This is a genomic window from Flavihumibacter sp. UBA7668, from assembly GCF_002483205.1.
In the GTDB taxonomy this organism is placed as follows: domain Bacteria; phylum Bacteroidota; class Bacteroidia; order Chitinophagales; family Chitinophagaceae; genus Flavihumibacter.
This window is the reverse complement of the sequence record NZ_DLHM01000004.1, coordinates 435,659-462,065: the sequence shown is the minus strand read 5'-3', so window position 1 is coordinate 462,065 and position 26,407 is coordinate 435,659. Positions and strand designations below refer to the sequence as shown.

The 26,407-nt window shown below is 43.0% G+C and carries 25 protein-coding genes; 9 read left to right on the top strand and 16 right to left on the bottom strand.

The window, feature by feature from the left end:
- Nucleotides 1-19: 19 nt before the first annotated feature.
- The 8 genes from rplC to fusA form a co-directional block, all read right to left on the bottom strand.
- Nucleotides 20-637, bottom strand: a complete 618-nt coding sequence (rplC, locus tag B2746_RS10080) for a 50S ribosomal protein L3 (RefSeq protein ID WP_290792969.1) — start codon at nucleotides 635-637, stop codon at nucleotides 20-22.
- A 405-nt stretch (nucleotides 638-1,042) separates the two neighbouring features.
- Nucleotides 1,043-1,348, bottom strand: coding sequence for a 30S ribosomal protein S10 (gene rpsJ, locus B2746_RS10075; RefSeq protein ID WP_039142986.1), 306 nt, complete (start codon nucleotides 1,346-1,348; stop codon nucleotides 1,043-1,045).
- Nucleotides 1,349-1,426: 78 nt separating this feature from the next.
- Entirely contained in the window at nucleotides 1,427-1,996 is a 570-nt protein-coding gene (locus B2746_RS10070; RefSeq protein ID WP_290792966.1) for a DUF4126 domain-containing protein, read from the bottom strand.
- 37 nt (nucleotides 1,997-2,033) lie between these two features.
- Nucleotides 2,034-3,092: an acyltransferase family protein gene (locus B2746_RS10065; RefSeq protein WP_290792963.1), complete on the bottom strand. Its 1,059-nt coding sequence runs from the start codon at nucleotides 3,090-3,092 to the stop codon at nucleotides 2,034-2,036.
- Complete coding sequence (locus B2746_RS10060) at nucleotides 3,089-5,269, bottom strand: S9 family peptidase (protein ID WP_290792960.1); 2,181 nt, start codon at nucleotides 5,267-5,269, stop codon at nucleotides 3,089-3,091. The genes B2746_RS10065 and B2746_RS10060 overlap by 4 nt, the downstream gene beginning before the upstream one ends.
- Nucleotides 5,270-5,294: 25 nt before the next feature.
- Nucleotides 5,295-6,464, bottom strand: coding sequence for a hypothetical protein (locus tag B2746_RS10055; protein ID WP_290792957.1), 1,170 nt, complete (start codon nucleotides 6,462-6,464; stop codon nucleotides 5,295-5,297).
- 256 nt (nucleotides 6,465-6,720) lie between these two features.
- Nucleotides 6,721-8,070: a T9SS type A sorting domain-containing protein gene (locus B2746_RS10050; RefSeq protein WP_290792954.1), complete on the bottom strand. Its 1,350-nt coding sequence runs from the start codon at nucleotides 8,068-8,070 to the stop codon at nucleotides 6,721-6,723.
- 245 nt (nucleotides 8,071-8,315) lie between these two features.
- A complete protein-coding gene (gene fusA, locus B2746_RS10045) occupies nucleotides 8,316-10,460 on the bottom strand; it encodes an elongation factor G (RefSeq protein WP_290792952.1) in 2,145 nt (714 codons plus the stop codon).
- 260 nt (nucleotides 10,461-10,720) lie between these two features.
- On the opposite strand from fusA, the gene B2746_RS10040 reads away from it, so the two are divergent.
- Nucleotides 10,721-11,230 (top strand): hypothetical protein, encoded by a 510-nt coding sequence (locus B2746_RS10040; RefSeq protein ID WP_290792947.1) that lies wholly within the window; start codon nucleotides 10,721-10,723, stop codon nucleotides 11,228-11,230.
- An 80-nt stretch (nucleotides 11,231-11,310) separates the two neighbouring features.
- Here the strand turns inward: B2746_RS10040 and B2746_RS10035 are convergent, their stop codons facing one another.
- The 4 genes from B2746_RS10035 to B2746_RS10020 are packed head-to-tail and all read right to left on the bottom strand — an operon-like array spanning nucleotide 11,311 to nucleotide 15,776.
- A complete protein-coding gene (locus B2746_RS10035) occupies nucleotides 11,311-11,880 on the bottom strand; it encodes a gluconate 2-dehydrogenase subunit 3 family protein (RefSeq protein WP_290792944.1) in 570 nt (189 codons plus the stop codon).
- Between the two features lie 17 nt (nucleotides 11,881-11,897).
- On the bottom strand, nucleotides 11,898-13,580 hold the full coding sequence (locus tag B2746_RS10030; RefSeq protein WP_290792941.1) for a GMC oxidoreductase: 1,683 nt from the start codon (nucleotides 13,578-13,580) through the stop codon (nucleotides 11,898-11,900).
- A 35-nt stretch (nucleotides 13,581-13,615) separates the two neighbouring features.
- A complete protein-coding gene (locus B2746_RS10025) occupies nucleotides 13,616-14,494 on the bottom strand; it encodes a hydroxypyruvate isomerase family protein (RefSeq protein ID WP_290792938.1) in 879 nt (292 codons plus the stop codon).
- Between the two features lie 7 nt (nucleotides 14,495-14,501).
- Nucleotides 14,502-15,776, bottom strand: a complete 1,275-nt coding sequence (locus B2746_RS10020; protein ID WP_290792935.1) for an MFS transporter — start codon at nucleotides 15,774-15,776, stop codon at nucleotides 14,502-14,504.
- 234 nt (nucleotides 15,777-16,010) lie between these two features.
- Here B2746_RS10020 and B2746_RS10015 point away from each other — a divergent pair, with 234 nt between their 5' ends.
- From B2746_RS10015 to B2746_RS09985, 7 genes are all read left to right on the top strand, one after another.
- The gene (locus tag B2746_RS10015; protein WP_290792932.1) at nucleotides 16,011-17,750 is read left to right on the top strand and encodes a GMC family oxidoreductase; all 1,740 of its coding nucleotides are present in this window, start codon (nucleotides 16,011-16,013) and stop codon (nucleotides 17,748-17,750) included.
- An 11-nt stretch (nucleotides 17,751-17,761) separates the two neighbouring features.
- The gene (locus tag B2746_RS10010; RefSeq protein WP_290792929.1) at nucleotides 17,762-18,424 is read left to right on the top strand and encodes a gluconate 2-dehydrogenase subunit 3 family protein; all 663 of its coding nucleotides are present in this window, start codon (nucleotides 17,762-17,764) and stop codon (nucleotides 18,422-18,424) included.
- 27 nt (nucleotides 18,425-18,451) lie between these two features.
- A complete protein-coding gene (locus B2746_RS10005) occupies nucleotides 18,452-19,615 on the top strand; it encodes a Gfo/Idh/MocA family protein (RefSeq protein ID WP_290792927.1) in 1,164 nt (387 codons plus the stop codon).
- A gap of 62 nt (nucleotides 19,616-19,677) precedes the next feature.
- A complete protein-coding gene (locus B2746_RS10000) occupies nucleotides 19,678-20,733 on the top strand; it encodes a sugar phosphate isomerase/epimerase family protein (protein ID WP_290792924.1) in 1,056 nt (351 codons plus the stop codon).
- Between the two features lie 10 nt (nucleotides 20,734-20,743).
- Nucleotides 20,744-21,133, top strand: a complete 390-nt coding sequence (locus tag B2746_RS09995) for a c-type cytochrome (RefSeq protein ID WP_290792921.1) — start codon at nucleotides 20,744-20,746, stop codon at nucleotides 21,131-21,133.
- Nucleotide 21,134: 1 nt separating this feature from the next.
- Nucleotides 21,135-21,869 carry a 3-keto-disaccharide hydrolase gene (locus B2746_RS09990; protein WP_290792918.1) on the top strand — a complete coding sequence of 245 codons (735 nt, stop codon included), beginning with the start codon at nucleotides 21,135-21,137 and terminating at the stop codon, nucleotides 21,867-21,869.
- Between the two features lie 76 nt (nucleotides 21,870-21,945).
- A complete protein-coding gene (locus B2746_RS09985; RefSeq protein ID WP_290792915.1) occupies nucleotides 21,946-22,713 on the top strand; it encodes a ThuA domain-containing protein in 768 nt (255 codons plus the stop codon).
- Between the two features lie 86 nt (nucleotides 22,714-22,799).
- Here B2746_RS09985 and B2746_RS09980 read toward each other — a convergent pair whose 3' ends face one another.
- From B2746_RS09980 to B2746_RS09965, 4 genes are all read right to left on the bottom strand, one after another.
- Entirely contained in the window at nucleotides 22,800-23,681 is an 882-nt protein-coding gene (locus B2746_RS09980) for a sugar phosphate isomerase/epimerase family protein (RefSeq protein ID WP_290792912.1), read from the bottom strand.
- 117 nt (nucleotides 23,682-23,798) lie between these two features.
- The gene (rpsG, locus tag B2746_RS09975; protein ID WP_290707772.1) at nucleotides 23,799-24,266 is read right to left on the bottom strand and encodes a 30S ribosomal protein S7; all 468 of its coding nucleotides are present in this window, start codon (nucleotides 24,264-24,266) and stop codon (nucleotides 23,799-23,801) included.
- Between the two features lie 17 nt (nucleotides 24,267-24,283).
- The gene (gene rpsL, locus B2746_RS09970; RefSeq protein WP_150846709.1) at nucleotides 24,284-24,670 is read right to left on the bottom strand and encodes a 30S ribosomal protein S12; all 387 of its coding nucleotides are present in this window, start codon (nucleotides 24,668-24,670) and stop codon (nucleotides 24,284-24,286) included.
- Nucleotides 24,671-24,733: 63 nt separating this feature from the next.
- On the bottom strand, nucleotides 24,734-25,798 hold the full coding sequence (locus B2746_RS09965) for a branched-chain amino acid aminotransferase (RefSeq protein ID WP_290792909.1): 1,065 nt from the start codon (nucleotides 25,796-25,798) through the stop codon (nucleotides 24,734-24,736).
- Between the two features lie 102 nt (nucleotides 25,799-25,900).
- On the opposite strand from B2746_RS09965, the gene B2746_RS09960 reads away from it, so the two are divergent.
- Nucleotides 25,901-26,407, top strand: coding sequence for a hypothetical protein (locus B2746_RS09960; RefSeq protein ID WP_290792906.1), 507 nt, complete (start codon nucleotides 25,901-25,903; stop codon nucleotides 26,405-26,407).

The following is a 26,407-nucleotide window of genomic DNA, read 5'->3' as shown; positions in this document are numbered from 1 at the left end:
GTACTTCAGATTAAATGGTTTATTTCTGGATAAAAACAATGGAACCATTGTGGCCAGGAACTGAACCACTCACCAGTATATAATTCTTTTCAGGAAATACTTTCAGAATTTGCAGGCCTTTCATTTTCACACGGTCATTTCCCATGCGACCGGCCATGCGCATACCCTTCATTACACGGGATGCATCAGAAGAGTTACCAAGAGAACCTGGCGCACGTTGACGATCGTGCTGACCATGGGAAGCTTCACCTACCCCACTGAATCCATGACGCTTTACAACACCCTGGAAACCTTTACCTTTGGTATTACCCACAACATCAACTTTTTCGCCTTCTGCGAAAATTTCTGCAGTAATGGTTTCACCAAGTGCTTTCTCTATTGAATAATCGCGAAATTCTGTAACGAAACGTTTGGCAGCTGTTTGTGCCTTGGAGAAGTGATTTGCTTCGGCTTTTGTTGTGTGCTTCTCTTTCTTATCGCCGAATGCGAGTTGGACTGCATTGTACCCGTCGGTTTCTTTTGTTTTAACCTGGGTCACGACACATGGACCAGCTTCGATGATGGTACAAGCAGTTTGCTTGCCATCGGGACTGAAGATGCTGGTCATCCCAATTTTTTTTCCAATAATTCCTTTCATTTAAGTTACCATTTGTGCCGCATGGTTAAAAGGACAATCCACCCAAAACAACTGATACACAGTTGACTTTCCAGACCTGCTGGAATGGTGGTGGATGGACTTCAATCCCCGTTTGCTACTGACCTTTTCTGTTTTTATCTGCCGAAGCTTTAGCGAAGGCAGACCGCCTACGCTAAAGCTTCGGCGGTTTTTAGAAGTACCAGTAGTAAACAAACCCTGAACGGCTTGTTCATATTTACTTTTACTAATTATTGAATGATAAAGGATTTCCAAAGGATTTGCCTTTTCATCCAACCCCAGCGCTCTTTTCTCCGCCAGTGGCGGATTGAGAGTTAGGGCAGTTATTTATAAGAACTAAGTGCTTTTAAAGCTTTTTTTCGGTTGCTGTCTTTAAACAGCCGGCCGTCATGCCTTGATTTCAACTTCTACCCCGGATGGAAGGTCGAGCTTACTCAACGCATCTACCGTACGGGAAGAAGATGTATAGATATCCAACAAACGCTTATGCGTACAAAGCTGGAACTGCTCACGGGCTTTCTTGTTTACGTGAGGGGAACGCAGTACGGTAAAAATTTTCTTCTGCGTAGGCAGAGGAATAGGTCCGGTTACTACTGCTCCCGTGCTACGTACTGTTTTAACGATCTTCTCAGCAGATTTGTCCACCAGATTGTGATCGTAAGACTGTAATTTGATTCTGATTCGCTGTGACATACCTATTATCCAAAAATTGAATTGGGAGTGCAAAGGTAACGGTCATTTTATAATCTGCAAAAGTTTTTTCGAACTATTTTACCGTTTGGAGCGAACTAGTAGCCGATAAATCAAAAAAAAGACCAATCCAAGGCATATAACAGCCATTACTACCGGTATAAACAGTGCCGTAACCGAGCCGATTCCCGCTGCCAGATGCTCCCCCGTTGCCAGAATTGAATTACCGGTACCCGCTGTTGTTTTGGTAGAAACCAGCCGTAATGCACTTGTTCCAAGCTGGATTGTTCCTGCTATTCCACCGCCGGTTAGGATACCCAGCCCCCATCTGAACATCGGATCCCAGTCCCCAACCGGTAAAAAACTGGTTGCCAGCAAACTGCCCGCCCCAATTGCCAGCGGGGTCGCAATCGTATCCAATACATTATCAATAAACGGAATATAATAGGCCAGAATTTCCAGCAAAGAAGCAATTCCAAAGCTTACAATTGCCGGCCAGGTTCCGATCCATGTTTCACTTGAATCTGCCGGTATCCAACCAGCTTTCATCGCGATACTCACCACCAACAAAGGAAGGAATACCCGAAACCCACAGCAGGCACTTAGCGAAATGCCGAGTGAAACGGCCATTATTCCGGTGACTGGATCCATAAGCAGGAAAATTACTTATAATGTTTGGGAAACAGCCTCATTTCTTCCTACTCAGAAACGGCCTTTCCACCAATCTGAAACTTAGAAATCCGACCAGCAGCGTACCCAATATGGCCAACGGAAGGAATAAGTAAACTGGCAGGTTCGTTTTGTGAATCAGTAACCAGATGGGGTAATGAAAGACATAGATTCCATAGGAATATTTTCCCAGCCAAATCAACCATTTTGATTGAAAAAACCGACTACAAAAGTTGGATGACTGGAGAATGAATGCTATCAATGCAGCCCAACCTATCGCAATCAACGTAAATCCGGTAAATGAAACCCAATTACTTGAATAGTGTCCATTCCAATTTCCTGATAAAAATAAGCTTAAAAAATAGACGTAAATGATTGCTGCTAAAACGCCCCACCACCTCCTGTCAATGCCAAACCAGCCTTGCCTGGAAATAAAGTAGATTCCTGTACCAATGGCAAAAGCATCCATCCGGCATAAAAAGAATACATACCGAAAAACATTTTCGAATGATGGAAACCAATATTGGGCATAACTGCGAAAAATAATTGAAACAAGAAGTATCAAACCCAAAAAGATCCATTTTCCCCGATCGGTAACCGGCTTTAGCATCCAAAAAAACAAAGGCCACAATACATAAAATTTCGCTTCTACGCCCAAAGACCAAAGGGGCAACAGGAAAACCATAGCGGGAAACCCATCCAACGCATACCAGATATCAGTTTGAAATGCCCAGTAATAAAACTGGTTACGCTTCAAAATTTGAAAGGATTCCGATTCTGCTCCGAATTTAAATAATGGAACCAGCAGAAAAAACAAAAATAAACTCAGGTAAGTTGCTGGTACAATCCGCAGGATACGATTTCTAAAAAAACGAATCAGGTGCTCCTTATTCAATGGACCCTGCGACAATGATTTTGAAATCAAGAACCCTGATAACACAAAAAATAAATCCACCCCCATCCATCCCCAGCTATCAATTATTTCGAAATGGTAACAAATGACCAGTAAAATTGCCAGTCCCCTGAAACCATCCAAAGAAGGCAAATTTTCTTTTTCAGTTAAAGTAGACTGATTCATTTTGCTCCAGGGGGACAATGCGTTTTTAGGAACGAAGTATATAACTGACTAAGATGTTCGAAGGTACCCTCTCCTTCCGAAATACTATGCGAACGATTGGGATAACTCATCAGCTGGAATTGCCGATTGTATTTAATTAACGCATTGATCAGCATCTCCGCATTATTGTAATGTACATTATCATCTCCGGTTCCATGGATATACAGGAGATGTCCCCTCAGATTTTTGGCATAGGTAATAGGTGATCCATTTATGAAATCCTGCAGGTTTTCCTGCGGCAATCCCATATAACGTTCCTGGTAAATATTATCATAGGTCAACTGATTACCCACAGCCGCCACTGAAATTCCGGTTTTATATATTTCAGGATACTGAAAAAGAAGATTCAGTGTGGCCGAGCCACCACCACTCCAACCCCATACCGCTACCCGTTCCGGATCAATAAAGGACCATTTAAGAATCTCCTTTGCTGCCATTGCCTGATCCCGTATATTAACCAAACCTATTTTCCTGTATACTGATTTTCGCCAGGATCGACCTTTCGGTACTGGTGTACCGCGGTTATCCATGCTAATATAGATGTATCCGTCTTCCAGCATATTCCCTTTATACAAATGATTATACCCGGCACCAAATTCATCCTTTGCTGTTTGTCCCCATGGCTCCGTATAAACATAAAAAACTACCGGATATTTTTTGGAGGAATCGAAATCGGAAGGTTTTGCAATCCAGCCATCCATTTCTATTCCATCACTGGTGCGTATCGTAAAAAACTCAACCGGCCCCGTCTTGGGATTTGTTTTATTTATAATCTCATTAATTGATTTGGTTCCGGCTACCGCTTCGTGATTTTTCAATTGAATAATTTCCTGAACAGGTTGAATATAATGATTGGAGAAACTGTGCTGGGCAAATCTCGCACCCGGTGAAATATCATAGTAATGTGTGCCTGTCTGATTCGCCGGACTAACCCGCTCTGCTTCCCCTTTTCCATCCAGGCGACTGCGGTAAAGATAGCGTTGGGTGGCATTGGCCGGACTTGCGATAAAATACAGATAATTGCCTTTTTCATCAATTGCTGCAATATCCATTACATCAAATGCTCCTTTTGTAATCAGCTGAATCGATTTGCCATCCCTGCTTATAGAATACAGATGACGCCATCCATCTTTTTCAGAAGCCCATAAAAAAGCCCCCCCCTTTTTTATCCAATCCCAGCCGCCATTGGTGTAGTCCTGGTCCCAGGAAGGAAGAATATCAATCCAGGCACTATCCTTTTCAACAAAAATGGGTGTTGCTGTTCCTGTTAGTGCGTTGGCAAGAAATAGTGTAGATACCTGTTGCTTCCGGTCGAGGTGTTGCATAACCAGTTCTGATGAATTGGCAGCCCATTCCATTCTTGGTAAATAAGATCCCCAGATCGGATCATCCTCCATCTTCATCCAGTTGATCTGATTATTTTCCAGTTCTATTACTCCGATTCTAAACGTTGAAGGTTTTTCACCTGCAACAGGATATTCTACAGGAATCACTTTTGGATAGATTGAATCGGTAGTATTGAGCATCAGATAGTCTCTGGTAATGCCTGCATTAATTTGCCAGAAAGCAATCTTCCTGCTATCCGGACTCCAGCGAAATCCATCTCTGCAAAAAAACTCTTCTTCATAAGCCCAGTCAAATGTTCCATTGATTCGTTTACGGTTGCCATCCTTTGTCAATGCCTGAATCTGCCCGGTTTGTAAGTCTTCTACATACAGGTTGTATGCACTGACATATGCCAGTTTTTTTCCATCCGGCGAAATTTTGGCGAATTGCTGACTGGAGGGAGGCAATCCATTACCGGTTTTTTTAAGTTGTTGCCTGCTTCGGTCATATACATAATAGTCTCCCCGGGTTTCATAGCGCCAAACTTTTTTTGCGTTGGTGAATAACAACACCTTATCCTGCAGTTCAGACAATGACCAGGATTTTAACGCGAGTGGTGCAGTTGCTCCGGCGGGAGTTAATTGAGCTGCAGAAAGAAAAACAGAGTCTTTTCCACCAGAAAGGGAATGATACCGGATCGCATCTTTCTCCCGGCTGAAATATCCGCTGCCATCAGGTGTCCAATGGATCCCACCCTGGGCAGTAACAAAATAGGAAACAAATAAAGCGGAGATAAGTAAAACTATTCGCATGGCTTTAATCTATTGGGCCCTGAAGTTAGGGAATCAGGCCCGAATAGGTTCGTCCATCAGCAGTAACTTTATACACAAGCCGTTCCGCATTTGCAGGATGCTTAACTTCAAAACGAAGGGTTTCGCCTTCCGCTAACTGGCTGTGATAATATTTTTCAATTCTGCTTCCTTTTTCGGAATATAATTCAACCAGAACCCGGGAATTTATGTTGGCAGTTATCTGTAAAAAAGTTCCATTTTTTTCCTGCAAAAGGCGGGCTCTGGTTGTATAATTTTTTTCATCTATCGGTAATTCAAGCCCGGGAGTAAGCATTTTCCAACGCATTATCCAGCTATTTGAACAGGTTATAAAATGCTGGCTCCATCCTATCATACATCTGCCTTTTTCAAATGCTTCGTTTATAATTCGCAATGCATCAACCAAATCGCTTAACTGGCTTTTTGTAACTATCTTATTACCCGCTAATACTTCTACAACAAGGTCATTCAAAGCTTGCACGGTGTTTTCCTCTCCAAGCAAATTCTTTAGTGAAACAGGAAATTTCCAGGAATAAACTACTCTTGAATCCACCCCAACACCACAGGGGGATAAAGAAGATGCAGATCCCGCCTCTGCAGGCTTCAACTGCTGTGTCACCAGCCAGTTTCCGAAATCCAGCCGAAAATCATTGAGTATAGCATTTCCTTTTATTGAACGATTTAGTTCAAGTGCCAGTAATTGCTTTACCAGAGAACGGTTCATCTCAATCATTCCGGCATCCGCAGACTCTTTCATTACCACATTGGTAAAGAAAGTCTGGTCATGAATTTTTCCTAATAATAGTGCTTGTAATGTTATCAATTGACCTGATTGCAATCGCAACAATTCAGTGCCTCTTCTGGAACGAAGAACGATCTCTTGCTGCGAATGCTGATTGCCTGCAATTGACCCTGCAGGCATGGCAGCATATTGATCAGGCAAATAAGTTTTCAATAAAATGGTTTCTCCATCACGAATTGCCAGGTCGTAGCTGTTCATGATAATTTCTGCCGTACTTCCGGTCATCGTCCAGGAAGCTTTATGACTGGAAGATCTGATACTATGAACAGAATAATCCTGATTGGTTTGGGAGAAGGTAAGATTGCCAAACAAAATGCTGGCTGAAGTCAGCAATACAAATAGAATGCTGCGTTTGGGGAATAGTTTAGGGGCCATGTCGGTACAATTGGTGTAACGGAATAAATACTCAACTGGCTTTACGGGGATCTTGGGTACGGGGATTAACCAGGAAGGTCAGATTGTAAACGTAGGAGTCTTTGAAAGGAAGATTGGAAGGATGCTGTAAAAGTAGTACTAAAGAAGGCATATTGTCAAGAGACAGGAACCTAAATATTTATGCAACTATATTGCATAAATATAAAACTGAAAAAGAAGTTGCCGGTGGCAACTTCTTTTCGCATATTGATATGCTTTAGTTCTGCCGTTTAATCAGTTTTCCGGAATAAGTAGAACCATTTGCAGTCACTTTGTAAATGATTGTTTCTGTTCCTCCCATTCTTGGCACATATACCAGGTTTTTCGTTTCTCCTTTGCGCAGGCTGCCATTATACAACATTTCCAGTCTTTGTCCGGCTACATTATATACTTCAACCAGTACCTGACCATCAGCCTTCGCTTTGATCTGGAAGTTAACACGATCAACAAACGGGTTGGGGAATGCTTTCACTTCTGTTGCTGTTATCTCAGGTAATGCTTTCGCTACAGCATCATCGGTATTGATACCTGAACCATATCCACCACCATACCACTGATAGAAGGCTGCCGTCCATTTATAGTACCAGTAATTGGCACAGTTAACATTTCTGTCTGACCAGCCAATAAAATAACGCCCCTCATGAAAGGCTTCATTTATTGCTTCAACTGCTTCTTCAATATCTTTCAGGCTAACTCCTTCTGGTATAGGACGACCAGTAAGGGTAAAACCTGCCAGGCAAAATAATCCCCATACAGTTTTGTCTTCACCCAATGCATTCACCACATTGGACGGAATACGCCAGGAATCAATGGCTTTCTTTGAATTTCCGTTCCATCCACAGTCGAGCATTCTGGGTTTGCTACAGGATGAGCGCGGGTCTCTTGCCTGTGTTACCAGATAACGTCCTGCTTCCAATGGGAAATCCTCCAAAACACGATCCGGCGTAAGGTTCATGTTAAGTGCCAGTGTAATAGTTTCAGCCAATAAGGAATTATTGATTTTACCATTTTTCACCGGTGTATTCCAATCAACACTGTAGATACCATCTACCAGCGCATTTTTTCCCTTTCCAGGTAACATCTTCTGCAGTTTGGCAGCTTCACTCTGGTAGGCATAGAAATATTTTTCTGTTTCCAGATAACCAAAAAACAGCGTCTGATAATACATGTTCCCCATACTCATATCCATGATTTCGAGTGAACTCATGTTTGAGCCATTGGGCGTACAGGAATTTTCTCTGGTATTACCATAAAACTCCTGTGTAAAACTATAATACAATTCAGGCTTACTGGGATTGTACACATTCCACTTAAACTTGTTTTTCTTTCTGTCTTTTTTGTATTTATGCCACTTCTTGTGCATACGGTCAAATCCCCACTCATAATCAGTATCCAGCTGATTACTGTTACCCTGTCCGTATTGGGCTGCAACAGGGCCAAGTCCAATAAAGAGGGCAAGCACCAGGAGAATAAAACTGCGGACTTTGTGAAGTGATAAACCGATTTTCGGTGATTGTTGACTGCCAGAATCAGCAGCCATTGACGGGCATGTAAAATTAATAGCCATATAGCCAGGTTTAGGTTAAAAAAATGCTATTCGATATGGCTTTGGAAGGATGCTTGGTACGGAACTGTTTAATAGATGCTTCTGGGATTCTTCCGGAAATGGATTCTGAGGATGATCTGGTAAGAGATCATAAAAGTAGACCAGAACTAACCACATTGTCAAGAGGGGAAGGTATGTTTATTTATGCAACTATGATGCATATTATAAAAAGATAATAAAAAAACCGGCCGAAGCCGGTTTCTGTATTAAGCGTTTACTTTTCCTTTTATCTTGGCAATCACTTCTTCTGCAATATTGTTAGGTGCAGGAGCATAGTGAGAGAATTCCATGGTTGAGGAAGCACGACCGGAAGAAAGGGAACGCAATTGCGTTACATATCCGAACATTTCACTCAATGGAACTTTTGCTTTAATTACCTGTGCATTGTTACGGCTGTCCATTCCTTCCATCATACCACGACGGCGGTTAAGGTCACCGGTAACATCCCCCATGTACTGATCAGGAGTTACCACTTCCACTTTCATGATTGGCTCCAACAATACTGGTTTCGCTTTACGGGCTGCCTCACGGAATCCCTGCTTTGCGCACAATTCAAAGGACATTGCATCCGAGTCAACTGCGTGGAAGCTACCATCGAAAATGCGCACTTTCATGCTCACAACAGGATAACCTGCCAAAACACCAGTTGACATGGCTGATTCAAAACCTTTTTGAATCGGAGTGATGAATTCTTTTGGAATTGATCCTCCAAAGATATCGTTCACAAACTGGAATCCTTTACCAGGATTAGCTGCAATGAATTCTTCATCAGCAGCACTCAGTTCAAAATAAATATCAGCGAACTTACCGCGACCACCCGTTTGTTTTTTCAGTGTTTCGCGATGCTCAACTTTACCGGAGAAGGCTTCTTTATATGCAACCTGAGGATTACCCTGATTCACTTCCACTTTAAATTCACGACGCATCCGGTCGATGATGATTTCAAGGTGTAATTCACCCATTCCACGAAGGATGGTCTGACCAGTTTCTTCATCGGTATTTACCCGCAGCGTTGGATCTTCTTCCACCAGTTTGGCAATTGCCATACCCATTTTATCAACATCAGCCTGCGTTTTAGGTTCAACTGCAACCGCAATAACCGGCTCTGGAATAAACATATTCTCCAGCGTTATCGGATGGTTTTCATCACACAGTGTATCACCGGTTTTAATTTCCTTGAAACCAACTGCTGCTCCAATATCACCTGCTTCAATAAAATCAATCGGATTCTGCTTGTTGGCAAACATTTTCATGATTCGGCTGATCCGCTCTTTCTTACCACTGCGTACGTTCAATACATAGGAACCTGCATCGAGGTGACCGGAATATGCCCGGAAGAAGGCCAGACGACCAACGAAAGGATCGGTCATGATTTTGAAAGCCAATGCAGCAAATGGTTCTTTTGCATCCGGTTTACGTGTAATGGTTTCGCCAGTTTCAGGATGAGTTCCCTGAATAGCATCGATATCAACCGGACTTGGCAGGTAACGACATACCGCATCCAGCGCCGTTTGTACCCCTTTGTTTTTGAAGGAAGAACCACACATCATCGGAACAATGCTCAGATCGATGGTTGCTTTCCGGATTGCTTCATGCATCTCCGCTTCAGTAATGGAATTGGGATCTTCAAAGAATTTTTCCATCAGCGTATCATCATATTCTGCAACCGCTTCAACCAGGCTGGCTCTCCACTCAATGGCATCCTCCATCATATCAGCAGGCACTTCAATTTCATCGAAGGTCATTCCTTCTGTTTCAGCATGCCAGATGATACCTTTCATTTTGATAAGATCCACCACGCCCTTGAAATTGTCTTCAGCTCCGATTGGAAGTTGCAGAGGAACCGCTTTGGCACCCAGCATTTCTTTAACCTGCTTAACAACATTCAGGAAGTCGGCACCGGAACGATCCATTTTATTTACAAAACCGATCCTTGGTACACGATAACGGTTCGCCTGACGCCAAACTGTTTCAGATTGTGGTTCAACACCATCAACTGCACTGAATAATGCGATCAAACCGTCCAGTACCCGCATGGAACGTTCAACTTCTACAGTAAAATCAACGTGCCCCGGAGTATCAATAATATTGAAAGAATATTTTTTGGAATCAGCAGTTTGCGTTCCTTTATCGGTCGGAAAATTCCACTGGCAGCTTACGGCAGCAGAAGTGATGGTAATACCTCTCTCCTTCTCCTGTTCCATCCAGTCGGTAGTAGCTGCACCATCGTGCACTTCACCGATTCTGTGAATCATACCTGTGTAGCGCAGAATACGCTCTGTTGTGGTGGTTTTACCGGCGTCGATGTGGGCCGCAATACCAAAGTTTCTTTGAAATCTTAAGTCTGCCATTGTTGTATGTTAAAAATGTTATGCGTCAAATGCCAAAAATCCCAATTTGGGACGCAAAGGTAAGTAATCTCCCGGAAATTCGAAACCTTGTTTAATAAGCCCTAAAAAATGTTGGATTTACCTGATTTCAACAGAAATATATCCACCTTTTAAAAAATATCCACATAAAAGTCACTGACATATTGGTAGATATGCTCAAGGGATGTAAATTTAGAAATCTTTCTTGTTAACCCATTATTCACTCAAAATTTCGAACTGATATGCCCACAAAAAAGAAGGCCGCAAAAAAATCGCCGGCCAAAAAGGCAGTAAAAAAACCGGTTGCAAAAAAAGCAGCCCCTAAAAAAGCAGCAAAAAAAGCCGCTCCTAAGAAAACAGCTAAAAAAGCGGCTCCAAAAAAAGCAGCCAAAAAAGCACTGAAAAAAGCAGTAGCCAAAAAAGCAGCCCCAAAAAAGGCAGCTAAAAAAGCAGCTAAAAAAGCCGTAAAAAAAGCAGCTCCAAAAAAAGCAGCCAAAAAGGCCGCACCTAAGAAAGCAGCAAAAAAAGCAGCTCCTAAAAAGGCAGCTAAGAAAGCCGCTCCTAAAAAGGCCGCCAAAAAAGCCGCTAAGAAAGCCGCACCAAAAAAAGCAGTAAAAAAGGCAGCTCCTAAAAAAGTAAGCCGCAAACCCCGTAAAAAGGAAGCTCCAGCTCCAGCACCGGCAGCTCCAGTAATGGAAGCACCAGCTCAAGAAAACAGTACCACCCCAATAGAAGGTGGTTCAGAAGCATAAATAAAAAAACCCGTCGGCTTTACCGACGGGTTTTTTTTCACTTCTCACCTTTCACCTTTCACCTTTCACCTTTCACTTCCCTATGTCGCCCAGGCTTTATCTCCTTTCTTATAAGGAACACATCCTTCATATTTCCCAGGCACCGCTTCATATCGTAATGCCTTTGTTGCCCCAATTTCAGACGTAAAATATCCCTGTAGGGTTAGATCTTTCATCATTTTGAAATAATGATTCGGTTCCCCCTCCTTTTTATTCTGCTGGTATTCCCGTTGTTCCTTATCCAGTTCAATCAATAACTCCTTCCTTTGTGCAGGCTCCAATGCCATAAATCCTTTTCCAAATTTTTTGTCACTGGCAGCTTCCAGACTGGCGATTCCATCCACAAATACTTTTTGAGCCGGAGCATCATAACAATCGGTTACCATAATTTTCATAAAGGCACCAATTTGTGCAGCTTTGGCACCAGGTGTATCTGTTGTAGGAATAATGGTTTCACCCACTTCATCCAGTAAAGCCAATTCCTCTGCAGTAAAATCAGTGGGACTCGCTTTTTTATCTGTCTGCTTACAACCCGTAAGAAATAACTGTGAACCAACCATGGATCCGCCAACAAGTACGGCCATCGTTGAAACGGCTTGTCTACGTTTCATATGCTTAATTTTTTCAATTATAAATTACCTTTTTTTAATTCATTTACAGCATGATCAGCCGCCCTTGCCGTCAATGCCATATAAGTAAGCGATGGATTCACACAAGCTCCGGATGTCATACAGGCACCATCCGTAACATACACATTCGGAGCATCCCAAACCTGATTCCATCCATTTAGTACGGAAGTTTTGGGATCGCGCCCCATACGTGCAGTTCCCATTTCATGAATGCCACGCCCCATGGTACCATCGCCATTTCTTTTGGAAACGTTTTTAACACCGGCTGCCTCCAGTATTTCTGCCGCATCATTGATCATGTCCTCCCTCATTTTCTTCTCGTTGTCTTTCAATTCACAATCTATTGCCAGCACATTCAATCCCCATTTATCCGTCTTCGTCTTATCCAGCGAAATCTTGTTTTCGTGATACGGCAGTATCTCACCAAAACCACCCATACCCATCGTCCAGGTTCCTGGTTCAGTTAATGCCTCTTTCAAATCCGCTCCAATATTCAGTTCGGCAATATCACGGCTCCATCCCTGCCTGCTGGCTGATCCCTGATAACCGAATCCACGCACATACCCCCTTCCTTCATCTGATTTAAGGTTTCTGTATCGGGGTATATAAAATCCATTCGGGCGACGACCATTGAAATACTTGTCATCGTATCCTTCCACAATTCCGCCAGCTCCCACTCCAAGGTGATGGTCCATCAGGTTATGTCCCAATTCTCCACTGCTGCTACCCAACCCATTGGGCCAGATATCCGTAGCGGAATTCATAAGAATCCAGGTACTGTTCAAGGCAGAGGCATTCAGGAATATGATCTTCGCAAAATATTCATAGGTCTGATTATTCTCCGCATCCAGAATCTCTACTCCCTTCGCCTTTTTTGTATCCTTATCATAAATGATTTTTGTAACAATCGACCAGGGTCTTAATGTAAGATTACCTGTTGCCATTGCAGCAGGAAGAGTTGCCGATTGTGTACTGAAATAGGCGCCAAACGGACAACCCAGCCAGCATTTATTGCGATACTGACAATTACTTCTATTATTATGAGGTGCCGTCAGATTCGCACTTCTTCCGATAATCAGACGACGTGCATCTTTATAATGCTGACGAATCCGCTCAGCAGCATCTTTTTCAACACAGTTCAATTCCATTGGTGGCAGAAAATCGCCATCCGGCAATTGCCATAGATCTTCTTTTGATCCGTTTACTCCGGCAAATTTTTCCGCATAACTATACCAGGGTGCAATGTCTTTATAACGGATGGGCCAGTCAACTCCATGTCCGTCTTTGCTATTCGCTTCAAAATCCAGATCACTGAATCGATAACTTTGACGACCCCATGTCAGGGAACGACCACCTACATGGTAACCACGAAACCAGTCGAATCGTTTTACTTCGGTATAAGGACATTCCTTTTCATTTACCCAAAAATCAAGATTGGTTTCATTCAGGGGATAATCCCTTTTTAATACAGGATAATCTTCAATCATTTGCTGTGTTCTGCCACCACGATGCGGAAATTCCCAGGGATGTTTATTTGCATTGACATAATCTTTCACATGCTTTACATCTCTTCCTCTTTCCAACATCAGGGTCTTCAGCCCTTTCTCGGTCAATTCTTTTGCGGCCCAGCCACCGCTGATTCCGGAGCCAATAACGATGGCATCGTAGGTATTTTCAGCCATAACAGTAGTTTGAAATGAGTGTAGCGTTTTGGTTATTAAATATCACAGATCGCAATCGCATTCTTTAGCGAAGCAATTTTATCGGCAGCAGCAGGAATAAATTCCTGTGCAACATATCCTTTAAATCCGGTTGCATGAATTGCTTTCATAATAGCAGGATAATAAAGCTCCTGACTTTCATCTATTTCATGCCTGCCCGGGTTTCCGCCCGTATGATAATGCCCGTAATAAGCATGATTTTTCTGGATGGAACGTATGATATCACCCTCATCAATCTGCATATGGTAAATATCAAAAAGCAATTTAAAATGCTCCGATCCCAGGCGTTTACATAATTCTATACCCCAAACAGAACGATCACACATATAATCTTTGTGATCTACACGGCTGTTCAGCAATTCCATGGTAAGCACCACTCCATGCTTCTCTGCAAGCCCGATTATCTTTTTTAAACCGATCACGGAATTCTGTAAACCCGTTTCATCATCCATACCATCCCGATTGCCACTAAAACATATCAGATTTTTATACCCTGCTTTTGCAACCAGCGGAATCATTTCTGTATAATTCTGAATCAGTTTGCTATGATAGGCTGTATTATTAAAGCCATGCACCAGATTAATTTCAGCACCATTACACATGGATGAATCCAGCCCATACTTTTTAAGCACATCCCACTCCTTAGGTCCAACGAGATCAATGGCTTTTATTCCAATTTCCTTCGCCACTTTACACAGCTCATCCAAACTTAAATGACCATAGGTCCAGCGGCATACCGCATGATTTATATTTCCTTTCATAATTGGCAACTCCTCTTTGCTTGAAGAAAATCCAGCCATTGGAGTCAGAGCTATACCAGCACCTGCTGCCAGGATATGTTTAACTGCTTTCCTTCTTGAATGTTGTTCTTTCATACCTGAATCAGGCACTTACTACCTGCACCTTTTTTCTGTTTCTCATATAAAATACCAGTCCGGCAAATGCTATAATCAATATCACCGGAATTACAGCTGTTGCCCGAAGTACATCAGGTCCTGCTGTTAATTGTGCTGCTGCATATTGCCCGGCTTCAGAACTACCTGCTGCTGCTGTACGATAAGCTTCCATAGAAGCACCCTCCGGTAATTGTTTTGCAATCAGGCGATCATAAAAACCACCCATTATCAATGTATAAATGGAAACTGCAAACATGCCTGCGCCTCCCATCAGGTTTAAGCCCAATGCCCCGGATTTCGGAATATTCTCCGCTACGAATCCAAGCATGGTAGGCCAGAAATAACAAACACCAATTCCGAATATCAGCGCAGCAAAATACAAACTGCTGCCGGTTACCGTACTCATCATATAGATACCAATGGCAGCCATAATAGCTGACATCAATAAAACACCCTGGGGCGAAAATCTATGTACGATTGGCTCCGCTAAACCACGGCCAACCACCATCACACCTGTTGTTATGGTCAAAATCAGAATCGGATTATCACTCACATTACCCAGCAATACACCAACCCACTGGCCGGTAAACAATTCTGTAATGGCAGTACCGAACATACAGATGAACATAAAAATAAACAGGGGACTAAGAACAGATTTGTACATTTCTCCGGTTGAAACGCCGGAAGCAACACGCTCCGTAACTGGAAAATCTAGCTTGGAAAAAAGATATCCATAAATAACAGTGGGAATCAGCATCATTCCTACCTGAATTTGCCAGCCAATTCCAAGTTTCTCAAATAGAAATACAATTAAAGTGCCGATAAATATTCCACCCGGAAACCACAAATGAAAATGGTTCAGCTTGGTTGTTTTATTATCCGGATAAAGGGTAGCAACCAACGGATTACAGGCTGCTTCCACAGTACCATTAGCAATACCAATTAATAAAGTGGACAAAAACAAGGTCCAGAATCCTCCGGCAAAAATGGTGAGAATAATTCCTGCCAGATGGAAAAGGAAGGCTATTACCAACAGCTTTTTCATACCGATGCTATCAACTACCATCCCACCAATCACCACTGCAAGCGGGAAACCCCAAAAGGCAGTTGCAGCGATGGAGGCCAGTTCAGAAGCACCTAAATTAAACTGTGTTCCCAATGTGCCCAATATACCGGCACGAATTCCAAATGATAAAGAGGTTACTAATAAAGAGAGACAACTGGCTACAAATAGTTTGTTTCGATTGATGTTGGCTTGCATATCATTAAGCTTATTAAATATTGAGCAGTCATAAATTTATGGCTTTCATGGATATTTCAATCAGAGAATCGCCCATTGGTTAAAAAAAAGGAAATAACAGTTGTTAGGTTAAACAAATTTATCATATCCGGCATAGTTTATTAAAGTATCCAAATCCCTCCGTATTTTCAGCCTTGCATTTGGTTTTATCCCCTAATTTTAACCCTCCTACTTAATACAAATAGCAAGCAAACTATGGGCGAATTACAGATCAAAAAACAAGCTGTCAAATATGATGTTGTTATTGTTGGTTCAGGCGCAGGTGGCGGTATGGCTGCCTATATGCTTGCCAATGCCGGACTGAAAGTTTGTTTACTGGAAGCAGGTCCTCTTTATGATCCTGCAAAAAATGTGACGCAGTTAAAGAACCCCTGGGAATCTCCCCGCCGTGGCGCTGCCACCCGTTTTCGCCCCTTCGGCGATTTCGATGCCTGCTACTGGGGCTGGGATATCGATGGTGAACCCTATACCAAAACAGCCGGAACACAATGGGATTGGTTCAGGGCAAGAATGCTCGGCGGACGAACCAATCACTGGGGTAGAATTTCACTTCGCTTTGGTCCAAAAGATTTCAAAAGAAGAAGTATTGACGGATTAGGTGATGACTGGCCAATCGGCTACGATGATATCAAACCTTACTATGATCGGGTGGACGAATTGATTGGTGTGTTTGGAACCAATGAAGGGTTAGAAAATGATCCGGATGGCAAATTCCTGCCGCCGCCAAAACCAAGATTGCATGAGCTATTTATCAAAAACGCTGCTACAAAAGCCGGTGTTCCGGTAATTCCTTCCCGCATGTCCATGCTTACCAAACCGATTAATGATAAAAGAGGCGCATGTTTTTATTGCGGTCAGTGTAGCAGAGGCTGTCAGGTATATGCTGATTTTTCTTCCTCCTCCGTACTTATAAAACCAGCACTTGAAACCGGGAATATTGATGTTATTCCAAATGCAATGGCACGTGAAGTACTTACTGATAAAGAAGGATTGGCCACAGGCATATCTTATGTAAATAAAGACGACCTGATGGAATATCAGGTAAGTGGCCGCGTTGTTGTACTGGCAGCCAGTGCCTGTGAAAGCGCCCGTCTAATGCTCAATTCCAAATCACAAAGACATCCGAACGGATTGGCAAACTCTTCCGATGTGGTTGGTCGCTACCTGCATGACTCAACAGGTGCTGATATAGGTGGTGTGCTGCCACAGCTTTTTGATCGCAAACGATACAATGAAGATGGCGTAGGTGGAATGCACGTTTATTCTCCCTGGTGGCTGGATAATAAAAAGCTTGATTTTCCAAGAGGATATCATATTGAATACTGGGGCGGACAAGGTCAGCCTGCTTATGGATTTGGTATGGGGATCCAGAGTATGAATGGAAAATTCCTGGTGAATGGAAAACAAAAAGAAGCTGGCGGATATGGCTCTTCCTTGAAAGAAGATCAACGATTCTTTTATGGAGCTTCCATTGGAATGGCCGGACGCGGTGAAGCAGTTGCTTTCCGTCATAACAACTGTGAAATTGATCCGAATGTGGTAGATAAATATGGTATTCCTGTACTGAAGTTTAATGTAAAATGGAGCGAACATGAAATCAACCAGGCCAAACACATGAAAGAAACCTTCAAGGAAATCCTGCATTCCATGGGTGCCATTGTTACCTGGGGCGGCGATGATGGTCCGGCTAATAATTACGGCCTGCATGCTCCCGGAAAAATCATTCATGAAGCAGGTACCGCAAGAATGGGGAACGATCCAAAAAATTCAGCACTCAATAAATTTAATCAGGCGCATGACTGCAAAAACCTTTTTGTAGTGGATGGCGCGCCCTTTGTATCGCAGGCTGATAAAAATATTACCTGGACGATCCTGGCCTTATCTATGCGCGCCAGTGAATATATTGTTGACCAGCTCAAAAAAAATAACCTGTAAAAATTCCCGCTATGGACAGAAGAAAATCACTCAAAGCTATTGCACTGGGAACACTCTCTACCGGACTCTTACTGGATGCCTGTAAAGAAACAGATAAAAAAGCCGACCCTGCAAAAACCGATGCATCCACTGCTGGTAAGATAGACAGGATGCCGGAAGAGACCGATCATTTCAATAAAATAAATGCGGAGAAATTTTTCAGCGAACATGAAATGGCTACCATTACCATTCTGGCTGATATTATTATTCCGAAAGATGATGTAAGCGGAAGCGCAACGGATGCAAAAGTGCCTGACTTTATTGAGTTCATTGTGAAGGATATGCCGGAGCACCAAACACCAATGCGAGGTGGATTGCGCTGGCTGGATTTACAATGCCTGCGTCAGTATGAAAAATCCTTTAAGGATTGCAATGAACAACAGCGAATAGCAATGGTGGATCAGATTGCTTACCCGGAAAAAGCAAAAGCAGAGATGAAACCCGGTGTTAATTTCTTCAACCTGATGCGTGATCTTACCTGTACTGGTTTTTATACATCTGAAATTGGCGTAAAAGATATCGGTTATGCAGGTAATAAACCCAATCAATGGAATGGAGTTCCGGATGAAGTGTTGAAACAATACAATCTGGCTTATACCGAAAAGGAAAATAAGGAATGCGTCAGCTATAAATAAGACGATTCGTTTACAAAATACTGATACATGGCGATTGCAAGAAAATTACGAATGGGCATGGTAGGCGGAAGCCTGGATGCATTTATAGGAGCCGTTCACCGGATGGCAGCCTGGCTGGATGGCGAAATTGAATTGGTTTGCGGAGCCTTCAGCAGCAGTGCGGAAAAATCAAAACAGACGGGTGCTGCCCTGCGCCTTAACCCTGAACGCAGTTATGCTTCTTATGAAGAAATGATACTGGCTGAAAAGGCATTACCAGATGGTGTACGTATGGACTTCATTTCCATTGTTACCCCCAATCACATGCATTTTGGTCCGGCTAAACTGGCTATGGAAAATGGATTTCATGTAGTATTGGATAAACCGGCCACTTTCACCTATGCAGAAGCACTTGAGTTAAAAAAGATTATCGATTCAACCGGAGCGTTGTTTTGTCTGACGCATACTTATACCGGCTATCCGATGATCAAGGAAGCCCGGCAATTACTGGCTTCCGGCAAAATTGGAAAAATCCGGAAAGTTTATGTGGAATACCCGCAGGGATGGTTAACAGAATTCCGGGAAGGAAGTAATTATAAGCAGGCGGCCTGGAGAACCGATCCCAAACGAAGTGGTATTTCAGGTTGCATGGGGGATATTGGAACCCATGCTTTCAATATGGCAGAATATGTAACCGGCTTAAAAGTGGAAGCCATTTGTGCTGATCTGCAGATTACCGTACCTGGGCGCTTGCTGGATGATGATGGGTCCGTTTTACTTCGGTTGGAAAACGGTGTTAGTGGAAATCTTTTTGCCACACAGGTTGCTGCGGGAGAAGAAAATAATCTGAAAATTCGCGTTTACGGAGAAAAAGGCGGTATTGAATGGAAACAGGAAGAAGCCATTACCCTGCTGGTAAAATGGCTGCATGAACCGACCCAGGTATATCGCGCAGGCTCTCCTTATCTCAGTAGTTTTGCACAGTTGGGCACCCGCACCCCACCCGGACATCCGGAAGGTTATCTGGAAGCATTCGCCAATATCTATCGCAATTTTGCTTTTACACTCCAGGCGCGCTTGCAGGGTACCGAAGCAAAACAGGAATGGCTCGATTTTCCCGGTATTGATGCCGGTATCCGTGGCATGCTTTTCATTGAAAAAGTTGTGGAAAGTAATACCAGCAATCTCAAATGGACCCCTTTCACCATTTAACCCATTTACCATTCACTATTCACCTCATTCACCTCATTCACCTCATTCACTAATTCACCATCATGACAACACTAAAAGGCCCCGGTATATTTCTCGCACAGTTTCTGGGCGATCAGGCACCTTTTAATAACCTGAAATCAATCTGCCTTTGGGCAGAATCTCTTGGATTTAAAGGTGTTCAGATTCCCACCTGGGATCCCAGATGCATTGACCTGCAAAAAGCGGCAGAAAGCAAAACTTATGCGGATGAAATCCGCGGAATCGTGGAAGAATGTGGATTATCCATAACAGAACTATCAACCCATTTACAGGGACAACTGGTTGCGGTACACCCTGCCTATAATGAACTCTTTGATGGTTTTGCACCGGAATCCGTTCGGGGTAATGCCACAGCCCGAACAGAATGGGCTGTTCAGCAATTAAAGTATGCAGCCAAAGCCTCACAAAACCTGGGCTTAAACGCACATGCCACCTTCAGTGGCTCATTGCTTTGGCATACTGTTTATCCCTGGCCACAACGTCCGGCCGGATTGGTGGAAACCGGATTTAAAGAACTGGCAAAACGATGGAAACCCATCCTGGATGTTTTCGATGAAAACGGAGTGGACCTATGTTATGAAATCCATCCGGGTGAGGATCTGCATGATGGCATCTCCTATGAATTATTTCTGAAAGAAGTCAATAACCACGCAAGAGCCTGCCTGTTATACGATCCATCCCATTTTGTATTGCAGTGCCTCGATTACCTCGAGTACATAGATATTTACCATGAACGAATCCGTATGTTCCATGTAAAAGATGCGGAATTCAATCCAACCGGAAGACAGGGTGTATATGGAGGATTTCAAAGTTGGATCAATCGTGCCGGACGATTCCGTTCATTGGGTGATGGCCAGGTAGATTTCAGCAGCATTTTCAGCAAGCTCGCCGCCTATGATTTTAAAGGCTGGGCTGTTATGGAATGGGAATGTTGTCTTAAACATCCGGAAGATGGAGCCAAAGAAGGTGCTATCTTTATCCAGGATCATATAATCCGGGTTACGGAGAAAGCTTTTGACGATTTTGCCGGAACCGGATCAGATGAAACATTCAATAAAAAGATTTTAGGTATTCAATAAACAAACAAACATGAAAAAGTATGTGATTTTGGCAGGCATCAGCGCCATCGCCTTTGCTTGTGGAAACCAGGCTACTGAAGAGACAAAAACTGAAACACCTGCTACAGAACAGGCAGCTCCTGCAGGTCCCTCCGCAGATGATGAAAAAGGTATTGAACTGATTGCAGGAAGTGATTGCCTTACCTGTCATAAAGTGAACGAGAAATCAATTGGTCCTTCCTATCAGGATGTGGCAAATAAATATACTGCCAATGATGCTACGATTGCAGAGCTGGCTGGGAAAATCATTAAAGGCGGAAGTGGTGTTTGGGGTGAAATTCCGATGACTCCGCACCCACAGGTTTCAGAAGATGATGCAAAAACAATGGTAAAATATATTCTTTCTTTAAAAACCAACTAATATGATTCGTACACTCCTGGTTGGTTTGGCGTTGATTGGTATTGGAGCCTGCTCCACGTCAAAAGAAATCACAGTGGATAATGCACTCTCCAAAAAAGAAAAAAAAGAAGGCTGGGTTTTACTGTTTGATGGCGCTACCACCAATGGCTGGCATACCTACGGAAAAACAGAAGTTGGTGCAGCATGGAAAGTTGCCAATGGCACGCTCTACCTGGATGCCAGCAATAAAGCAGGATGGCAAACATCCGGCGGTGGTGATATTGTGACCAATGAAACCTTTGAAAACTTTCATTTTAAAGTTGAATGGAAAATAGCTCCGAAAGGCAACAGCGGAATTATCTTTAATATTAAAGATGACCGCGCAAAATACGAGCATGTGTGGCATACCGGCATGGAAATGCAGGTGCTGGATAACGATGGTCACAATGATGGAAAAATCAAAAAGCATCGTTCTGGCGATCTTTATGATATCATCGAATCATCCGTTGAAACCGTTAAACCGGTAGGCGAATGGAACCTGGCTGAAATTATTCAAAACAATGGTCAGCTCGAACTGAAATTAAACGGAACCACAGTTGTTAAAACAACGCTGTGGGACGATAATTGGAGGAATTTACTGGCTAACAGTAAGTTCAGAAGAATGGCAGATTTCGGAACCTATCGTTCCGGAAATATCGCCCTTCAGGACCATGGCGATAATGTATGGTATAAAAACATCAAGATCCGCAAATTATAAAGTAAAGCTGCTTCGAGAGGAGCAGCTTTTTTCTTTACACTGATCTATCCAATTTGGTAACTCCAAAATTGATAAAATGAAACTTTTGCTCCTGCTATTTATGTCACCGTTGCTTGTAATTACTGCATTGCAAAACACAGATGGAAGTACAATCAACCAATCCTTAAGCTACATAAAAAACAGCACCCAGAATTCCAAAAAATCTGTCCTCGTATTTTCTGCAACTCGCGGATTTCGCCATGCTTCCATACCAGATGGAATCAAGGCACTTCAAAAAATTGCTGCACGCAATAATTGGGAACTAACTGCAACAGAAGACAGTTCAATTTTCAATAATGAAACGCTTAAAAAATTCCATGCGATTGTATTACTCAATACAACCGGCAATGTATTTGGTAAAAATGAAGAGGCTGCATTACAGCAATATATTCAACATGGAGGAGGCATTGCAGGCATCCATGCCGCGGCAGATTGTGAGTATGACTGGCCCTGGTACAATCAATTGATTGGTGGCTATTTTGAATCTCATCCTGCCATCCAATCGGCTACCATTCATATTAAGGAAAGACATCCGGCAACTGCTCATCTTGGCTCCAGCTGGATTCATAAAGATGAATGGTACAATTACAAATCATTATCACCAGCTATCAACGTTTTATTGGAACTGGATGAAAAATCCTATCAGGGAGGAAAAATGGGTCATTCACACCCGATCGCCTGGTATCAGGATTTTGACGGTGGGAAAATGTTCTATACCGGACTCGGACATACAAGTGAAGCTTATCAGGATGAGAAGTTTCTGATGCATGTGGAGAATGGAATTAGGGAAGTGATGAAGAAGTGATGAAGAAGTGAATGAGGTGAATGAGGTGAATGAGGTGAATATTCACTATTCACCTCATTCACTTTATTCACCTCATTCACTTTTCTTCAAATCAAATTGTTCTTTATGTACCTGATGCTGCTCTCCACACTCTTTAAATGATCCGGCACATAATTGTTTTCCTGCTCTACAAAGAAATGTTTCAATCCGGATGTTTTAGCGGCTTTAAAAATTCGTTTCCAGTCAATGGATCCATTTCCGATTTCGGTATTCTGTGCACGATTTGCCTTATTCATATCTTTCACATGCCACATGGGAATCCTTCCTTTTAAATTGGAGAAGATCTGAACAGGATCCAATCCTGCAAATACCACCCAATAAAGGTCCAATTCCCATTTAACCAGATCAGCATCAGTTGTGCTAGTCATCAGATCAAATCCGGTTTGTCCGCCATGATTGGCAAATTCAAAATCATGGTTGTGATATGCCAGTTGGATCCCAGCTTTTTTACAAGCTTCGCCGGCTATATTCAGTTTTGCTGCAATTTTTTTATAATCCTCCAGATTGGATCGTTTTTCAGGAGGTAACCAGGGAATGGTAAGATAACTGCTCTTCATGGTGATGGCAGCCTGAATATGCTCATCCAGTTCGGCTTTTCCAGCCTCTTCATCGGAAAAAAGAAACTTTGCAGGCATATAGTGACCACTTGGTACTGAAAGTCCCAATGAGGACATAAAAGAAGCAAACTCCGCCACCGGAATACCAAAAAACTTACCTCCGCCAAAACCATACAATTCCACTTCTTTATAACCTGCTGATGCTACCTGTTGGAGGGTGGCACGCGGATCTTTGGCTACCAGTTCTCTCAACGTATACAGCTGAATTCCAACTGAACGAATCTTCTTTTCCGCAAATAAAAAATCAGGTAAGAGCATCGCTGCAGGTGTAAGCAGGGATGCTTGTTTGATAAAGGCTCTCCTGGTAGACATATCGTTGTGTTTTGGGTATTTTTTTGACGATGAAAGTACGAAATAAGTGTATCTCCTACACACAAAAAAACCGGTCTGCCAAAAGACAGACCGGTAACGAAAAGGTATGTTAGAATGTTAGATGCGGAAATGTGAGAATGCCTTGTTGGCTTCAGCCATACGGTGCGTATCTTCTTTCTTTTTGAAAGCACCACCTTCACCCTTGCTTGCAGCAACGATTTCATTCGCCAGCTTATCAGCCATACTGCGACCGTTACGTTCCCGGCTAAAACGGATCAACCATTTGATGCTGAGAGAAATTTTTCTATCGGGACGAACTTCAGATGGAATCTGAAAAGTTGCACCACCGATACGACGGCTGCGTACTTCAACCGCTGGTGTTACGTTGGCAATCGCTCTTTTCCAGATTTCATAACCGTCTTCATTGGTGATTTTGCTCACCTTGTCAACCGCGTCATAGAAAATTTCGAAGGCTACGCTTTTTTTACCCTGCCACATGATATTGTTGACAAAACGGGTTACCAGTTTATCGTTATACCTGGCATCAGGCGCCAGAGGAAGTTTTTTGGCTTGTGCTTTACGCATCGGAGAACTATTTTAAATTATTTTTTACCAGTTTGTTTGTCTCTCTTGGTTCCGTATTTGGAACGGCTCTGCTTTCTGTCTTTCACACCGGCAGTATCCAGGCTACCACGTACAATATGGTAACGTACACCCGGCAAATCCTTCACACGACCCCCGCGGATCAATACGATGGAGTGCTCCTGCAGGTTATGCCCTTCACCCGGAATATATGCGATCACTTCTACTTTGTTTGTCAAACGAACTTTGGCTACCTTACGGAGAGCAGAGTTCGGTTTTTTCGGAGTAGTGGTGTACACACGGGTACAAACACCTCTGCGTTGAGGACAAGCATCCAGCGCTCTGGACTTGCTTTTTGCCTTGATGATTTCTCTACCTTTTCTTACTAATTGCTGAATTGTAGGCATTCTAACCTTATTTATTTGGGACGGCAAAGGTAGAACCCCTTGCCGAAAAAACAAAATTAAATTCTAAACTTTCCACATCCACTGATGCAAATCTTCCGTCTTACCCTCCCGAATAGCTGTGAGGCGGGCTTTTACTTCATTGGCAACCGGACTGTTATCTACATTGAACGTCATTTGAAACTCTTTGTATTTCAACTCCTTAACCATTGAAATTACAGCAGCCGTGCCAGTACCGAATACTTCCTGCAGTTGTCCTTTACCATAGGCAGAAAGCAATTCATCTATATTAATCCGGCGCTCTTCCACTTTCAATCCCATCTCTTTTAAAACGGTAATAACGCTGTCGCGGGTAATTCCATGAAGAATGGTACCCTCTTCAAGGGATGGTGTAACTGCCACACCATTGATGATGAAAAACACATTCATCATGCCCACTTCCTGCAACCATTTGTGCTCTACCGCATCTGTCCATAATACCTGATCATAGCCCTGTTTCTGTGCCTCTGTTACAGCCAGCATACTGCCGCCATAGTTACCGGCATTCTTCGCAAATCCAACTCCCCCGGGAGCAGCCCTGGTATAGTGCTCTTCTACCAGAATCTTCATAGGTGCAGCAAAATAGGGTCCGGTCGGACTCAGAATAATCAAAAACTTATACGTTGCAGAGGGGCGAACTCCCAGTAAGGTATCCGTTGAAAACATAAATGGTCGGATATAAAGGGAATGTTCCTTCATGGTAGGAATCCAGTTTTTATCCAGTGCAATGAGTTTACGCATCCCCTCCATGAAAATTTCTTCCGGCACTTCCGGCATATTCATCCTTGCTGCGGAGGTATTGAATCGTCTGAAATTATCATACGGACGGAAAATAAAGGCATTTCCAGCCTCATCCCGATAGGCTTTAATTCCTTCAAAAATCGCCTGCCCATAATGGAGCGCGGCCAGAGAGGGATCCAGGCTCAGCGGCTGGTAGGGCTTGATTTCAACCGACTTCCATTCTCCGTCAGCATATTCGGCCTCCAGCATATGATCCGTAAAATAGCGGCCAAAGGGAAGATTCTCCAAAGGCATGTCATTCAACCGGCTACGCTCAACTTTAGTTACCGGTATTTCAAATGCTGCAATCATATTTGGTACATTTGCTGCAAAGAAACAACGAATTTACTGGGTAACCAAACTACTCAGTCTAAATTACTAACAATTGTTAGCACTAAATTCCAACAAGTTTTCATGTCATTGAACACGATACAGCTAACCGGAGCACAGGTTGCCAATTTATATTCATCCAGCCTTGTGCTAACCGGAGAGGAAACCGCCGTATCCCCGGTTTCCACCCCCGCCCCTATTCAATTTTTGGGCAAAAACAGCCGTCGTTTTGTTGTGTTGGTGCAGTACCCTGATGCTGTGCATATTTCAGATTCTGCTTTTGAATTCCTGAGCTCTGTCCTGAAAGCCTGCCAGTTAAATGCCGCTGATATTGCGATTGTTAACCTGGCAAAACAAAACCCCGACCTGAACCAACTCTCCGATGAACTGGCTCCAGCAGTTTTATTGAACTTTACTACCATCGTTCCGGCAGGATGCCCGCTCGATCTTCAACAGCTGACTCCTACTCTTTTTAATAGGATTCATTATATGACGGCTCCTGGCCTGGATCAACTCAATCAGTCAACTGAGGCCGTTAAACCGTTGAAGCGACAATTATGGGAAGGACTGAAAACCATGCTGGGAATTTAA

Excerpts from the sequence above, each read along its gene's own strand:
- rplC (WP_290792969.1), bottom strand. The coding sequence starts at position 637 with ATGAAAGGAATTATTGGAAAAAAAATTGGGATGACCAGCATCTTCAGT.
- rpsJ (WP_039142986.1), bottom strand. The coding sequence starts at position 1,348 with ATGTCACAGCGAATCAGAATCAAATTACAGTCTTACGATCACAATCTG.
- B2746_RS10070 (WP_290792966.1), bottom strand. The coding sequence starts at position 1,996 with ATGGATCCAGTCACCGGAATAATGGCCGTTTCACTCGGCATTTCGCTA.
- B2746_RS10065 (WP_290792963.1), bottom strand. The coding sequence starts at position 3,092 with ATGAATCAGTCTACTTTAACTGAAAAAGAAAATTTGCCTTCTTTGGAT.
- B2746_RS10060 (WP_290792960.1), bottom strand. The coding sequence starts at position 5,269 with ATGCGAATAGTTTTACTTATCTCCGCTTTATTTGTTTCCTATTTTGTT.
- B2746_RS10055 (WP_290792957.1), bottom strand. The coding sequence starts at position 6,464 with ATGGCCCCTAAACTATTCCCCAAACGCAGCATTCTATTTGTATTGCTG.
- B2746_RS10050 (WP_290792954.1), bottom strand. The coding sequence starts at position 8,070 with ATGGCTATTAATTTTACATGCCCGTCAATGGCTGCTGATTCTGGCAGT.
- fusA (WP_290792952.1), bottom strand. The coding sequence starts at position 10,460 with ATGGCAGACTTAAGATTTCAAAGAAACTTTGGTATTGCGGCCCACATC.
- B2746_RS10040 (WP_290792947.1), top strand. The coding sequence starts at position 10,721 with ATGCCCACAAAAAAGAAGGCCGCAAAAAAATCGCCGGCCAAAAAGGCA.
- B2746_RS10035 (WP_290792944.1), bottom strand. The coding sequence starts at position 11,880 with ATGAAACGTAGACAAGCCGTTTCAACGATGGCCGTACTTGTTGGCGGA.
- B2746_RS10030 (WP_290792941.1), bottom strand. The coding sequence starts at position 13,580 with ATGGCTGAAAATACCTACGATGCCATCGTTATTGGCTCCGGAATCAGC.
- B2746_RS10025 (WP_290792938.1), bottom strand. The coding sequence starts at position 14,494 with ATGAAAGAACAACATTCAAGAAGGAAAGCAGTTAAACATATCCTGGCA.
- B2746_RS10020 (WP_290792935.1), bottom strand. The coding sequence starts at position 15,776 with ATGCAAGCCAACATCAATCGAAACAAACTATTTGTAGCCAGTTGTCTC.
- B2746_RS10015 (WP_290792932.1), top strand. The coding sequence starts at position 16,011 with ATGGGCGAATTACAGATCAAAAAACAAGCTGTCAAATATGATGTTGTT.
- B2746_RS10010 (WP_290792929.1), top strand. The coding sequence starts at position 17,762 with ATGGACAGAAGAAAATCACTCAAAGCTATTGCACTGGGAACACTCTCT.
- B2746_RS10005 (WP_290792927.1), top strand. The coding sequence starts at position 18,452 with ATGGCGATTGCAAGAAAATTACGAATGGGCATGGTAGGCGGAAGCCTG.
- B2746_RS10000 (WP_290792924.1), top strand. The coding sequence starts at position 19,678 with ATGACAACACTAAAAGGCCCCGGTATATTTCTCGCACAGTTTCTGGGC.
- B2746_RS09995 (WP_290792921.1), top strand. The coding sequence starts at position 20,744 with ATGAAAAAGTATGTGATTTTGGCAGGCATCAGCGCCATCGCCTTTGCT.
- B2746_RS09990 (WP_290792918.1), top strand. The coding sequence starts at position 21,135 with ATGATTCGTACACTCCTGGTTGGTTTGGCGTTGATTGGTATTGGAGCC.
- B2746_RS09985 (WP_290792915.1), top strand. The coding sequence starts at position 21,946 with ATGAAACTTTTGCTCCTGCTATTTATGTCACCGTTGCTTGTAATTACT.
- B2746_RS09980 (WP_290792912.1), bottom strand. The coding sequence starts at position 23,681 with ATGTCTACCAGGAGAGCCTTTATCAAACAAGCATCCCTGCTTACACCT.
- rpsG (WP_290707772.1), bottom strand. The coding sequence starts at position 24,266 with ATGCGTAAAGCACAAGCCAAAAAACTTCCTCTGGCGCCTGATGCCAGG.
- rpsL (WP_150846709.1), bottom strand. The coding sequence starts at position 24,670 with ATGCCTACAATTCAGCAATTAGTAAGAAAAGGTAGAGAAATCATCAAG.
- B2746_RS09965 (WP_290792909.1), bottom strand. The coding sequence starts at position 25,798 with ATGATTGCAGCATTTGAAATACCGGTAACTAAAGTTGAGCGTAGCCGG.
- B2746_RS09960 (WP_290792906.1), top strand. The coding sequence starts at position 25,901 with ATGTCATTGAACACGATACAGCTAACCGGAGCACAGGTTGCCAATTTA.